This is a genomic window from uncultured Sphaerochaeta sp. (genome assembly GCF_963676625.2).
Classification (GTDB): Bacteria; Spirochaetota; Spirochaetia; order Sphaerochaetales; family Sphaerochaetaceae; genus Sphaerochaeta.
In genome coordinates, this window is the sequence record NZ_CAXXYB010000004.1 from 1,199,363 (window position 1) to 1,213,830 (window position 14,468).

Below are 14,468 nucleotides of genomic sequence, written 5' to 3' on the forward strand. Positions count from 1 at the left end.
ATTCCACTAGGTTCAGAAATCCACAAAAAGGCGGTTTTCTTACTACCGGAGTATTCTTTGTCATGCAAGATACCTTTCCCTGATCTTCGATTATAAAACCTCAAGGATACGGACATAACAAAGAATACCATCAAACCTTTTTCACAGTTCCTCTTTTCTTCCCAGTTTACAATTCATGCTAGAAATACATGACATTCAGAAAGGTACATCAGATCTTTGGATTTTCAGGATGCAACATGGTTGCGATAACCTTGTCGAGCACGTCTTCATCCCAAATTTTCTTCCAATCATCCCGGAGCACCAGTTTATCACCTAGACTAATCGCAACCTTGCAGGCATCGGAAACCGGAGTATTCCCAAGAAATCCTAGAAAATTCGCAGAAAGATTGTAGATATGCCCTGACAAGAAAGAGACTGCCGCTTCCTTTTGGATACCTCGTTTCTCTGCTTCCTTGACAGTCTCAGCCATTGCATACAGGCAAGTGGCACCTAACAATTCCACTAATGTCGGTTCCAGAAAAGCAATATTCCGGGCTTCCATGACATAACTATGTTCCACAGGGGCAAACATCTTTTCCGCTACCTGGCGCATCTGGGAAAACCGCTCATCATCGCCTTGGATCTTGGCCATTACGATATCTTGCTTTCCGCCCAATCCACCAAAATAATCATGCCTGGCCTCATAGGTATCCTGATCAAGAAAATACGAAGGATGACAAGGATGAACTACGCCAAACGTACAATCATCACGCAACGCCAATTCCTTTGCCACTGCAGCAGCTGGATCAAGGATCAAAAGGCCTGCACCAGGAGACATAAGGGCAACAATCCCCTCTGAGATAACCTTTATGAAGGTATCCGGGACAGCAAGGACAACAACATCAACCTGGGAAATGATATCTTTTGCCTCATAGGCTGTAAAACCTCTATCCCTGACGGATTTAAGCCCTTTTTCTCCACTTTCCACAAGATACAATGTATAATCTGCAACCTTTGCGAGATTATTGCTCGTACGGGTTCCCATTTTTCCACCAGCACCGACAACTGCAACTTTGAGTTTATCCATACCCTTACCTCTTTTCTCTCTTATTGATTATTCTTTACGATCCCACAAATATTTTCAGGACTGAACCCGTAACTATCCGCAAGTTCCTTTGCCATGCCAGACTCTCCAAAGGAGGTCAAGCCAATCCGGGTTACCGACTTCGGATCATTTTCACAGGAAAGCTGGCAAATATATGATCCCAAACCACCGTTTATGTTATGGTCCTCAACGGTGAACAACTTATGCCCCTGCTTGATCAAATCCACAATCTTTTCAGGATTCTTTCCGTGCAGGATGTTCACATCAGCAACCGTTACACCTATCCCTGCCTGTTTCAGCAACTCGGCAGCCTCGAGCACACGATCAAGAATGAAACCTGAGGCAAAAATCACATTTTTCTTTCCGTAATCCTTCAGAATCGTGACACCATCCATGGAGAAAGGAGCTTGCCTGTCATAGATGTCATTTTCCCTGCCACTCGCTGCCCGAATGTATACGGGTCCAGAAATTTCATAGGCCTTACGAACGGCCCAATATGTCTGGGCGGCGTCAGCGGGAATAAAGATAGTGAAATTGGGAATACTTGAAAGGATCCCCAGGTCTTCATAGAACTGATGGGTTACTCCCTCTCGTTCACCGCCGATAAGCCCTGCATTCACTCCCAGAAATTTTACATTCAAATTCGGGTAGGCGACAAAGGTCCTCATCTGCTCGCAAGCCCTCATGGTCAGAAAGCCGGCATAGGTTGCCACAAAGGGAGTTATACCACACGTTGAAAGTCCTGCGGCAACATCCACGCTGCATTGTTCGGCAATACCTACTTCCACATATCTATCAGGATATTGCTCGGCAAAAGGAACAGCTCGCATCGCCTTCAAGGAATCTGGCGAAATGAACATTATATCTTTCCCTTCGTCTGCCATATCATTGATGGCACTTGCAAAGGCCTCTCTCGTTCCTTTAAAATCCTTCATCGTACACCCCCCAACTGTTGGACAGCCTCAAGGAATTGTTCCTCGGAGGGAACGCCTTTATGCCAGGCATTGTCATTTTCCATATAATCAAGACCCTTACCCTTGATATCATCGCAAACTATTACATGCGGTTTGCCTGAAATGATCTTGGCTCTCTCGATGGCTTGCTTGATTGCATCGATGTCATGTCCATTGATTTCCTGTACATCCCAGCAAAATCCCCGAAACCTCTCGGCAACATTATTGGCTCCGATCGTTGCTTCTACGGAAGAACCACTTTGCCATCCATTCTTATCCACAAAAACAATCATATTATCGAGTTTATGAGCGGTTGCTACATTCACTCCTTCCCAGACAATCCCTTCCTGCAATTCACCGTCTCCAGTAATCACATAGACAAAATAATCTTTTTTCTGGACTTTTCCGGCAATCGCCATTCCTGCACCAAGAGCAATTCCATTGCCCAAGGATCCACTGGTCATATCAACGCCAGGAGTCTTATTCATCACGGGATGTCCCTGGAACTTACTGCCAAGCGCACGTAGATTGAAATGTTCTACTTTCTCACCAAAGTATCCTCTCTCGTTCAGCGCAGCATACCAAATTGGGCAAGCGTGACCTTTTGAGAGGAGAAATCGATCACGATCAGGCCAGTCAGGTTTTGAAGGATCAATATGCATGACATCAAAATATAGCGTTGTTACAATATCTGCGATGGATAAGGCAGGACCAGGATGCCCATCTTTTCCCTCATACACCATGCGAACAGCTTCCAATCGTAAATGGTTTGCCATCTTTTCCAATTCACTCGTAACCATGGCAACCTCCTTACTAAATATATGATTAGTATAACACCAAACATTAAACATCAGATGTTTAATGTATTTTTAACGTACCACTGTTTTTTTACCATGTCAACAACTTATTATTTCTTATTTCCAGGCAAAACTCATGGATTGGAAAAGACACGTCAATGAAACCATCTAAAAACAATTGTATCGTCGTATCTGGGAAACATAGCTAACAGTCAAGAACCATCCTTCCTCGTATATTTCTTTGCCAAAATGTAAGACAAACTCAGAATTTAAGCTTATAAAGCAATATGGCATTTTTATAGAGAACTTTGTCCAGATCCTCTCTGTTCTTTATCAAGGAACGGTATTTTGCAATTTCCACAGGAATATTAAAAATATTGTCCGTGGAAAAAAGAATTTTTGAACAGCCTATTTGCTCAATCATTTTTTTTACACCGAGGACGCCAACCCAACTAGGTTCCAGGAAAACATTATCAAATTTTTTCGCTAAGTATAAAGCTTGCTGGTTATGCATTTCAGACCCTGCATGGGCAAGCACACAGGGAACGTCCCTATAGAGTTCCAAAGCAGGCGCCACACTGATAGGGTCAGAAAAAGGTATGCCAGCCCCTGTATGGATCATAAGGGGCACCTTCAGCTGCCTGCAAGTCTCCCACACCACCATTGCATCCCTTGAGGATGGATGGGTTGCATGCCCAATTGGAGTAATCTTAATTCCCACAAATCCCAAATCCTTGATGCAACGTACGGCTTCCTTGACATAATCCTCTTCGCGGAAATGAGGATTTATAGAGGCCATTCCCCAAAAATGGTTCTTCTCTGACTCAATTTGGGTAAGGCGGAAAATTCTGTCGTGGATGGCCATATGGTCTTCTAAATAGATACGGGGGAGATAGGGTTGCACAATTCCTCCAAATACTCCATTTTCCTGATAGGCTGCTATCAATTGGTCTTCATTCAATTCTTCATCAAAAACCACATCAACCCCTAGATGGGCATGCACATCAATTATTATTTGTGTATCAGCCATAATATCCCCCTATTTTCAACATTTTTTTTCTTTCACTGAACTATTGCATTGGAACGTCCCTATCAAGACAACAAAAAGAACTATCAACCCCTTTGCTATCTTCTGGGCTCCGACTGACATTCCAAGAATCTGCATGGCGGTTACAATAAGTCCGAGAAACAGACATCCAGCCAGCGTTCCCGGTACACTTGCATCACCTCCTGAAATCAAGGTACCTCCCACCACGACACTTGCTACGGTTTCCATTGTATACGCATCGCCCATTCCCAAAAGAGCTCCCCCAACCCGAGCAGAAATGAGTATTCCCGATAGACCTGCAAATACACTGCTGAGACAATAGGTGATCATTTCAATCTTCACGACTTTGACTCCTGCCAATTTGGCAGCTTCATAGTTTTGGCCAATTGCAAGAAGGGATTTCCCATAAGAAGTTTTGTTGAGGACAAGACCTATGAGGACGGCAATAAGCAGCACAAAATAAATCATAAGAGGTATGCCCAAAACACGTCCACGAGTCATTGCCTGAAGAATCGGGGCAATTGTGAATATTGCAAATTTCCTATTTATCAGCAACGTAGCTGTAGTAAGAATATAATTCATTGCCATGGTAGCAATAATTGTTGGGATCTTAAGATATATAACCATGACACTATTCAACAATCCAATAATTGCCGACAACAGAATGACCACTAGCAAGGCAAGAGGAACATTTGCACTTATGCCATTGATAATACTCATCGAAACGAAAGCCATGAGGGTCAAGACACCAGGAATCGAAAGATCAATGGCCCCTCTTCCTGAAGTTATCACCAGCATTTGCCCAAAAGCAAGAATTGCAAGAAAGGAAGCAGTATACGCATTGGATATAAAGCTTTCGGCATTGAGTCTCCCCGAAGAGATTCCCATTACAAACCATAAAAGGAAAGCGCCGAAACCTGCCCAAACCCAATTATTCTGCTTGATATAGTTTTTTATAGTATTCATTGCTTTTTTTCCTTTTGAAACAACCGGAGTGACAGAATTATTATCAGGACAAACCCTTGTATGGTGGCTGTATAATCAGTGCTGACTCTTAGCAACCCCAGCAATATACTGACTAAAGTAAGAACAATACTTCCAAGTACCGAACCTACATGAGTGACAACCCCTCCCGAGAAATATCCTCCTCCGATAATTACGGCAGCAACGGTAAGTATGGTATAGGTTGACATTGCATTTATATCTGAGGCGGCAATAATCGAAGATTCAGCAATTCCTCCCATGAAGGCAAAACAACCGGCAATCAAGTAAGTTATCCAATAGGCCTTGTATCTTGACCATCCACTATTGATCATTGCTCCTTCGTTATTTCCAAAACCTCTCAAGACAGTACCATAACGAGATCTATAGATACTTATAGCCAAGGCAATAAATAAAAGAAGCCAAAGAAGAATACCTTGCAATAAGGGATTGTTGAAATTAAAAAAGGTGAGCAACCACTGTGGAACTTCCCCGCCCGGGACATCCTGAAGTACATAGGCAAGTCCAGTCCAGACAAAAGAAAGGCTCAAAGTCACGATTATCGGTGGAATCTTCTTCCAACAAACCAACAATCCCATACTCGAATAAGAGAGCAATAATAAAAGCAGTACAAAGAAACCAAACAAGGGTTTATCGTGCAAGAGTGTCGCACACACAACATTCACCAATCCCATATAGGCCCCGACACCTAAATCAATATGCCCCAACCCAATGATAAAAGTTTGCGCCAAAGCCCCAAAGATAAACGGGGTAAACCCAATTGCCAGCAATTCAATCCCGAACTTGGAAAAAACAGCTGGAGAGAGAGTTCCACAAACAACATAGAGAACCACTGAAGCTATCAAGGAGAAAAGGAACAACCCATTTGGAATCTTTTTCTTTCCTTTATTTGCCGAAACCTTTCCTGAGAGATTTCCAAAAGAAAGTTTCAACATAATTGAATGATCAAATTCCTCTTGGGTGAAATTGCCTATTATCTTTCCGGAACTCATAACATAGAGATGGGAGCAATATTCCAACTCAGCATCATCTGATGATCGCCAAATGATTAATTTCCCATTATTGGCTGCTTCCTGGAATATCGAATACAATTCTTGCTTTGTCTTTACATCAACACCCTTGGTGGGGTCATCAAGAAGAATGATATCCGCATCAGAAGCAAGAGCCCTGGCAATGAGTACTTTTTGTTGATTACCCCCACTAAGACAGGTAATGGCATCGTCATAGGAATTGCATTTTGTATTCAGCCGTTTATTCCATTTCCTTGCAAGGTCGGATATATATTCCTTTGAAAGAATTTTAAGCAAGGGTTTCTCAGCGATTTCCGTTATGATTGTATTATCTGAAATTGACCACAGGGGGAAAATCCCTTCTTTTTTTCTATCCCCGGCAATGAAGGCAACCTTTCCCTTGATCTGCAACGAATCCTGCTTCAATTTCCTTTTTGAATTAAAAAATATCTCCTTGAGTAACTCAAGTTGCCCATTACCTTCCAATCCTGTAATGCCAATGATTTCACCACCATGCATATCACAACTGATGGTTTTTAGCATTCCAGCAGAAAAATGATTGAGGGTCACTTCCACTTCTGAATTCAGGACGATATCCTGGCTCTTGTTTTTAGTTTGAAGAGTTTTTTCGACCTTTCCATCCCCCATCCGGGTAACCATATCCTCAATGTCAGTATCACAAATCGTACATTGGTATTTTTCTTTTCCATTTTGCATAATGAAAACCCTATCAGCCAAATCCATCACTTCTTGAAGTCGGTGGGAAATGAATACGTAGGATTGACCCTTGGTAACCGAGTCCTTGATATAGGCAACCAATTGTTCTGTTTCTTCGCAGGGTAAAGAAGATGTCGGTTCATCGAGAATAAATAATTTTGCTTTTTTATCGCAAAAAGCTCGGACAATCTCAACCATTTGCTGCTGGGCAATGGTCAATGTTGCAAGTATTGCATTTACATTGATGGAGTTCCCTGGAAAGACCAATTGCAGGGCTTCCTCAGACATTTTCCTGGCTTGTTTTCTCCAAGAGAAGGCATTGTTCTTGAATTCTTGACCATTTTCAATAAAAAAATTCTCATATACAGACAGATTCTTGCATAATGACAATTCTTGATGGACAACACGAATTCCTTTATCTTTTGAGTCATAGGGCGAATATTTTGAAAAATCAATAGGAGAACCTTCAATCACCATTTCACCGGCATCAGGGGGAATTACGCCCGAGAGGAGGTTTGTCAGAGTGCTTTTCCCAGCTCCATTGGCACCAATCAGAGCCAACACCTCCCCTTTATTGATAGTAATATTCAAGTCATTTACGGCAACAGTATAGCCAAAGGTTTTAGAAATGCCCTTCGCTTGGATAAATATTTCATGCGCATTCAAGGCGCTCTGGGTATCAGTGTTCAACGTATGGCCTCATCAAATTGAAGGTTTATATAGGTATTCTCATAGATATTAGATATACATACCAGTAAAATCTTGTAAAACCCGTTCATCACAAACTTAGGTAAACCTGGTTTGTGATGAACGAGAAACTGTATGCTCAAGCCTTACTACTTCGCAGCTTCAATAATTTCCTTCAGGACATATTCCTTTGAAAAATTTGGTGAAATGAAGGTACCGGCTTTCATTCCGGAATAATCCGAAAGATTATCAACCGTAACATGAGGGACACCTAACATCATTGACTGGGGAACATCAAACCCATTGAGAATATACAAAGAAGTCCAGAATGCCGCACCACCGCAGCCAGGAGTTGAGCCTTGGCTCAAGGTCGTATATCCTTTCTGGTTTTCCCACCAATTAATATATTCTGCGGTATTATCCCCAATGATGATTGGAATGGCTCGTCCAGACTGTTCAAATGCATTTACTGCGCCAATGGCATCACCACCGCAATGGGTTATGACAGCATTGATTTCGGGAAGGGAAGGAAGAACCTTGATCAATTCTTCCTGAGTTTTCGTCGCACTTGCCTCACCAATTACTTCCTGAACGATTTTAAGATCAGGATACTTCTGAATCGCTTGTTTGATTCCAGCATAAATACCTTTGTCAGGAGCAGCGCCTGAAACACCTCTTACTACGACCACGTTCCCTTTTCCATTCAATTGTTGTGCAACAAAGTCTGTGCTATCCATTCCAATTTGTTCCCAGGGATAATCCATGGTATAGACGCCCTTGAGATTTACGATCGAATCAAAAGCAACAACTTTGATTCCTTTGTCCAAGGCCTTTTGAATCGTGCTATTAAGAGCGGTAGGGGATGCAGCGCAAATGGCAATGGCATCAACACCAGAGAGAATGAAGCTATTTATCTGTGCAATCTGTGAATTGACAGTGCCATCTCCATTCTGGATTTCATACCTTGAGATATATCCTGCAGACTTAGCTTCTTCAGCAGCCTTAGAAAAGGCCTCGACCATCTGTTTTCTCCAAGTATTGCCAAAATAGGAGTTGGAAAGACCAATTACATACTCCCCATTTTGCAATTCCCCATTATACGTTACGGCAAGTTTTCCTTCCTTGCTCTCCTGTTCTCCATTTGCGAAGGCTGAACCAAGCGCAATACACATGACCAAAACCAGCACACCAACCTTTTTCATCATTTTTTTCTCCTTTGTTTTTTCGCAGCATCAAAATACCAGAGACATTGAATAGCACGTACCTTTTACAGCAATTAAATCTTGATAATTTTCCCCATAGGGTCAGAAAGAAATCAAATCCACCTCATTACTTTCATCTCAAAACTATCCAACCATTATCGAAAAGGAATCGGTAGGAACAAAAACTAATATCGGACATTAAACATCTGATGTTTACCATAATTTACGCTACCATTGATTTCCCACCCTGTCAATAAATTATTTTCCCACTTATTTCTTCTTGATTTTCGTTTTCAATGCAACTCTGTTTTCCTGAATAATAAAAATATAGTATCCCCGCAGGCTGAGAACATACCAAAGAGTCACCACTACAACTACAGATATCAAAGAATAATATATGCAGATTTACAAAAAACTGGCCAGAAGTTTCTCCTGGCCAATTTCTCTCATTTTTTGTTTTCCTTTCGCAGGAAGACGCTATGCAACCTATTTACGCTCTTGCCTAGACCATACTTGCATGCAAGATACTCTAAGAATTTTCGCTGTTCGCTGTTTTGTTTTGTTGGAGATTTTTCCATATATCAACGGATCGATCAATTGCAGCTCCAGCAATTTCAAGATTGTTTTTCTTGATGGAATCCGTAATTTGCGTGTGCACAGCAAGGGATTGTTCACCCTTATTTTGATTATTATGAGTTGCCTTAATTGTCGGAGCATAAATCTCAAGCACGAATTCATACACCTTTTGCAAGAGATGGTTGCAACTGGCTTTCCCTAACAAAGCATGAAAGGCCAAATCATTTTCAACAAATTGCTCCAGAGTTGCATCCATCTTTATCAGATGCCTAAGATCCTCGACATTTTCATAAATGTTTTCTCTTTCCTCTTGGTTCTTGTCTTTATTCCTGATTATCAGTCCGACTACAGATAATTCAATCACATCACGAAATTCTGCCAGTTCCAGAGTATCCGGTCCATATAGAAGAAAATCAAACAAAAGGGGGTTAATCGAGGATCCTTTTGAATAATGGGCAATATACGTCCCATCTCCAGGCTTAATTTCAACAACACCAAAAGAGGAAAGAATTTTCATGGCCTCCCGTACGGAGCCCCTACTGACACCCAAACCTTCCGATATCTGGCCTTCACTGGGAATTTTCTGTCCAGGAAGCAATTTCTTGTCTATTAAAAGCTGCTTGATATTATCGATGACGATATCGACTGTTGACTGCCTTTTTTGGGTTTTAAATAATTGCTCCATAGTTCAACACTTCCTTCTACCAGTACAGGATTATTCTTCCATTAACCAGAAAACGTTCAATATTTATCTAATAATATCCAAATATCAAACATCAGATGTCTATGTTTATATATACTCTTTCTCGAGTTCGTTTGTCAAACACGAATACAAGGAAAAACAAAAATATATTGGCTAGCAGGCATGAATTCCAATTTTTTATAAAATTGGTCCTAAACCTGTTCCAGAAAGGCATCCCAGAGATTGTCATGGGGCGGTTCAGCCACTACAGCCACTTCCGTTTTCTTTACGGGATGCAAGAAAGTAATCCTTCTTGCATGCAGGCAAATGCCTCCGTCTGGATTGCTTCTGGCTGCCCCATATTTCAAATCACCTTTGATATGCAACCCTATAGCTGCCAATTGAGCCCTTATTTGATGGTGACGTCCCGTATGAAGTTGAATTTCCAACAAAAAATAAGTCTTTGAGGAAGCAACCAAACGATAATCCAGTTTGGCCAATTTACTGCCCTTCCTTTCAATAGGAGTGGCAATGCTCTTGTTATGCTTGGTATCCCTGATCAAGTAATGAACCAACGTACCCTCATCCTGGGGAGGTAGCTTATCGACGATGGCCCAATAGATTTTTTTGACACCGCTTCCCTTGAACATTTCGTTGAGACGCACAAGACATTTTTCCGTCTTTGCATAGACGACAATGCCGCTTGTCGGACGGTCGAGCCTATGGGGAATCCCCAGATAGACATTCCCCTCCTTGTGATACGTCTCTTTCAAGTACTGCTTGGCAAGATCCGCAAGAGTAACATCTCCGGTATTATCCCCTTGTACCAACTCGCCACAAAGCTTGTTGAGTATAAGCAGGTGATTGTCCTCGAACAGAATTCTATCTTGCAAGCCCATTACTCTTTCTCCTCATCAAACAACGTCGGTTCCTCTTCTTTTTCATGGACGACTTCTTTCACTCCCCGGAGTCGAAGAGAGGCAATTTCCTTTACTACTATCCTAACTCCATTTGCCTTTACCCCTTTTACCAGGTAATCGGAAAAATAGAATTTCTCTTCCAGGATTCTCAATCCTGGCTTGGGTTTGTAAGTTACTATCATTTCGGCATTTGGAAGAACAGATAGCTTGATCAACTTGAAATTACCTTCAGGAACCAGAGGATATACTTTTTTCAACGTATAGGAAGCAATCTTGCATCGTTTGAGAAAAAGATATTTATATGTTTTTTCCTGATAGAGAACGGTAAAGGTCAGATTGGCAAGTTCACTCTTGTCGGCAAATCCACAGAAAAGCATCCCCTTGCCCACAAATTCCTTCTCCGGGGCATCAACGACCTGATAGGTTCCATCCTTGCGGATAATGAGCACCCGGTCAAAGGAACTGGCCTCCAAAATCTGGGTACCTGTTTTCACCCCGTACCCAAGATAGCCATTGGAAGGATCATATTTCACTGAAAGATTCCTTTCGGCCACTTCCTTGATTGCAATAGTCTCAAAACTCGTGACCGTAGTCTTCCGTTTGTGAAGCTCGGTTCCCAGCATTTCCTTAAGATCCAAAAGATAATCCAAGGCATAGCCTATCAAATCGGCCAATTTCTTTTCAATCTCTTGCAATTGGGTATTGATGCCCTCGATTTCCTCGCGATTCTTTTCTATATCAAACAAACTGATACGCCTGATGGGAATCTTGAGTAACCGATCGACATCTTCCCCTTCCAGGGGACGAAGCAATTGTTCCGCAAAAGGTTTGAACCCCGTAATCACGGCTTTCGTAACCTCTTCGGCACTTTTTTTCTGTTCTATTCGCTTATAAATCCGCTCCTCGACAAAAATCCGTTCCAAGGTCCTTGCATGGAGTTTATCAAGAAGATGGCCCTTCTCAAGCTCGAGTTCCGCTTTCAGTATTTCCACGAGATGATGGGCATGGAAGGTAAGGATCTCCGAAATGCCTATGATAGTCGGCAATTTATCCCTTATTACCAAAGGGTTCACCGACACCTTGGTCTCACAAGCAGTATAGGCATACAGCGCATCGACTATATCGGAAGCATAGGTATTGCGAGCAAGGTTAATCTCGATATTTACCCGGTCAGAAGTATAGTCGTTGATTGAACTGATTTTCAGCTTGCCTTTTTTTGCCGCATCCTCGACCGAATGAATCATCATTTCGCTCGTTGTACCGTAAGGAAGTTCCTCGATCGTAATTTTCTTGGGATCGGAAGTATTGAGTTTTGCCCGAATGGATACAGACCCCTTGCCATCCTGATAATCCTTGACATCCACGATGCCACCACCAGGAAAGTCAGGATAGAGAATAAAATTTTCCCCTTTGAGACAAGAGGCCATGGCATCAAGGACCTCCAATGCATTATGGGGAAGGATGAAGGTACTCATTCCTACGGCAATTCCACTGACTCCCTGTATAATGACTACCGGAATCTTTGCAGGGAAACAAACAGGTTCCTGGTTTCGTCCATCATAGGAATCCACGAATTCTGTCAATTCTGGGTTATAAAGCACTTTCTTGGCAAAGGGCAGCAAACGACATTCGATATACCTTGCAGCAGCGGCACTGTCTCCTGTCATGAAATTTCCGAAATTCCCTTGCCGTTCTATGAAAAGATCACAGTTCGCAAGGTTTACCAAAGCCTCATAGATCGAGGAATCCCCATGGGGATGATAACGCATCGACCAGCCGACCACATTGGCTACCTTATGGAATTTTCCATCATCCATTTCAAATAACGAATGGATGATACGCCGTTGGACGGGCTTGAAACCATCGGTAAGATCGGGAATAGCCCTTTCCTTGATTACATAGGAGGCATACTCGAGAAAATTTTGCCTGAAAATAGATTGCGCCTGTGCCATCAGATTAAATTCTCCATGATAAAGTCCCTTCTCTGGGGAGTATTGTTTCCCATGTAGAACTCAAGAGTCTTATGCATTTCATTCACCCCTGGAATAAACACAGGGACAAGTCGAATTTCATCACCGATAAATTGGCCGAATTCCTTCGGGTCTATCTCGCCGAGGCCCTTGAACCGGGTAACCTCACTGCCTCGGATCTGGGAAATCGCGACGTCACGTTGTTTTTCCGAATAACAATACACCGTCTGGACCTTGTTACGAACCCTAAACAAGGGAGTCTCGAGGATATACACTCTTCCAGCAAGCACCAAGTCCTCGAAATAGGTAAGAAAATACGTCATCAGCAAGTTTCTGATATGGAATCCATCGTTATCGGCATCGGTGGCAATGATGACCTTGCCATATCGGAGACCTTCGACACCATTTTCGATGCCCAAGGCAACCATCATATTATAGAGTTCAGCATTTTTATAAATTTCCGTACGTTTCTTGCCAAAAACATTTAAGATCTTTCCCCTAAGACTGAAGACCGCCTGGGTCATGACATCCCGTGTCTTGGTAATGGTTCCTGAAGCAGAATCACCTTCGGTAAGGAAAATCACCGAGCGTTCGCATTCATCCTGACGGGATGCACTCTGACCAAGGTGATACTTGCAATCCTTCAGCTTGGGAATATTGAGCGAGACTTTCTTTGCAGACTCCCTGGCGCCCTTCTTGACCTCATTGAGTTCCTTGCGCAAGGTTTCATTGTTGATTATTTTCTGGTTGAGCTTGTTGGCATCCTCAGGATTCTTCAACAAGAAATCGATAATGGCATCCTTGATCTCCGTCACGAGCCACGAACGAATTTCCGTATTGCTCAGTTTGTTCTTGGTCTGTGATTCAAAGACTGGATCTTTTACCTTTATCGCAATGGCTCCCACAATTCCATCCCGGACATCCTGCGGAGCCCAATTCTTTTTGAAAAATTCATTGATTCCCTTGAGAATTCCTTCCTTGAAGGCACTCTGGTGAGTTCCGCCATCATTGGTATGCTGTCCATTGACATAGGAAAAATAATTTTCCCCATAGGATCCAGGAAGATGGGTAAAAGCGAACTCCAGTTGTTTGGAACGGCTATGAATAATGGTATACAAGGCATCATCGCCTACTTCCTTGTCCAGCAAGTCGAGCAAACCATGGGCAGATTTATATACCTTGTTATTGAAATCCAGGGAAAGCCCGGTATTCAGGTAGGCATATCCCCAGATCCGGGAAATGATAAAATCCTCGTTGAAGGAATAATCCCCGAACAATTCAGGGTCAGGGACAAATGTAACGAGAGTTCCATCCGGTTCCGGGCACTTGCCCTTGTCCTGTCCCTTCAAGACTCCCTTGCAAAAGGTTGCGGAAGCAAAACGCCCTTCCCTGAAAGCGGTAACAGTAAAGGAAGAGGAAAGCGCATTCACGGCCTTGGTACCAACTCCATTGAGACCGACGGAAAATTGGAAGACATCATCGCTATATTTTGCCCCGGTATTGATTATCGAAACACACTCGACAACTTTTCCGAGGGGAATACCTCTTCCAAAATCGCGAACGGTAACAGTCTTGTCCTTGACTTTGATTAAAATCTTGTTACCGGACCCCATGATGAACTCATCGACGCTATTGTCAATGACTTCCTTGAGGAGAATATAAATACCATCATCGACGTGAGTACCATTGCCTAGGCGCCCGATATACATACCAGGACGTTTTCGGATATGTTCCAATGCACTCAAAGTCTGGATTTTTGATTCGTCATAGGTTGATTGTGCCATTATTTTTTTATTATACCAGATTTACCAAGCTATGGC

General features: G+C 42.6%; 11 protein-coding genes. All 11 read right to left on the minus strand.

The window, feature by feature from the left end; all coding sequences use genetic code 11:
* Window positions 1-208 precede the first annotated feature (208 nt).
* Window positions 209-1,066, minus strand: a complete 858-nt coding sequence (locus ACHZBG_RS08480) for a phosphogluconate dehydrogenase C-terminal domain-containing protein (RefSeq protein ID WP_320129018.1) — start codon at window positions 1,064-1,066, stop codon at window positions 209-211.
* A gap of 20 nt (window positions 1,067-1,086) precedes the next feature.
* On the minus strand, window positions 1,087-2,019 hold the full coding sequence (locus ACHZBG_RS08485; protein WP_320129019.1) for a transketolase C-terminal domain-containing protein: 933 nt from the start codon (window positions 2,017-2,019) through the stop codon (window positions 1,087-1,089).
* On the minus strand, window positions 2,016-2,837 hold the full coding sequence (locus ACHZBG_RS08490) for a transketolase (RefSeq protein ID WP_320129020.1): 822 nt from the start codon (window positions 2,835-2,837) through the stop codon (window positions 2,016-2,018). Before ACHZBG_RS08490 ends, ACHZBG_RS08485 begins: the two co-directional genes overlap by 4 nt.
* A 259-nt stretch (window positions 2,838-3,096) precedes the next feature.
* Entirely contained in the window at window positions 3,097-3,864 is a 768-nt protein-coding gene (locus ACHZBG_RS08495) for an amidohydrolase family protein (RefSeq protein WP_320129021.1), read from the minus strand.
* A gap of 15 nt (window positions 3,865-3,879) precedes the next feature.
* Complete coding sequence (locus ACHZBG_RS08500; RefSeq protein WP_320129022.1) at window positions 3,880-4,848, minus strand: ABC transporter permease; 969 nt, start codon at window positions 4,846-4,848, stop codon at window positions 3,880-3,882.
* Window positions 4,845-7,301 carry an ATP-binding cassette domain-containing protein gene (locus ACHZBG_RS08505; RefSeq protein WP_320129023.1) on the minus strand — a complete coding sequence of 819 codons (2,457 nt, stop codon included), beginning with the start codon at window positions 7,299-7,301 and terminating at the stop codon, window positions 4,845-4,847. Before ACHZBG_RS08505 ends, ACHZBG_RS08500 begins: the two co-directional genes overlap by 4 nt.
* 146 nt (window positions 7,302-7,447) lie before the next feature.
* Window positions 7,448-8,503 (minus strand): ABC transporter substrate-binding protein, encoded by a 1,056-nt coding sequence (locus tag ACHZBG_RS08510; protein ID WP_320129024.1) that lies wholly within the window; start codon window positions 8,501-8,503, stop codon window positions 7,448-7,450.
* A 526-nt stretch (window positions 8,504-9,029) separates the two neighbouring features.
* Window positions 9,030-9,761: a GntR family transcriptional regulator gene (locus ACHZBG_RS08515; protein WP_320129025.1), complete on the minus strand. Its 732-nt coding sequence runs from the start codon at window positions 9,759-9,761 to the stop codon at window positions 9,030-9,032.
* Between the two features lie 209 nt (window positions 9,762-9,970).
* Window positions 9,971-10,657 (minus strand): RNA pseudouridine synthase, encoded by a 687-nt coding sequence (locus tag ACHZBG_RS08520; protein ID WP_320129026.1) that lies wholly within the window; start codon window positions 10,655-10,657, stop codon window positions 9,971-9,973.
* The gene (locus tag ACHZBG_RS08525; RefSeq protein ID WP_320129027.1) at window positions 10,657-12,630 is read right to left on the minus strand and encodes a DNA topoisomerase IV subunit A; all 1,974 of its coding nucleotides are present in this window, start codon (window positions 12,628-12,630) and stop codon (window positions 10,657-10,659) included. Before ACHZBG_RS08525 ends, ACHZBG_RS08520 begins: the two co-directional genes overlap by 1 nt.
* Window positions 12,630-14,432 carry a DNA topoisomerase IV subunit B gene (locus ACHZBG_RS08530; protein ID WP_320129028.1) on the minus strand — a complete coding sequence of 601 codons (1,803 nt, stop codon included), beginning with the start codon at window positions 14,430-14,432 and terminating at the stop codon, window positions 12,630-12,632. The genes ACHZBG_RS08525 and ACHZBG_RS08530 overlap by 1 nt, the downstream gene beginning before the upstream one ends.
* Window positions 14,433-14,468 lie beyond the last annotated feature (36 nt).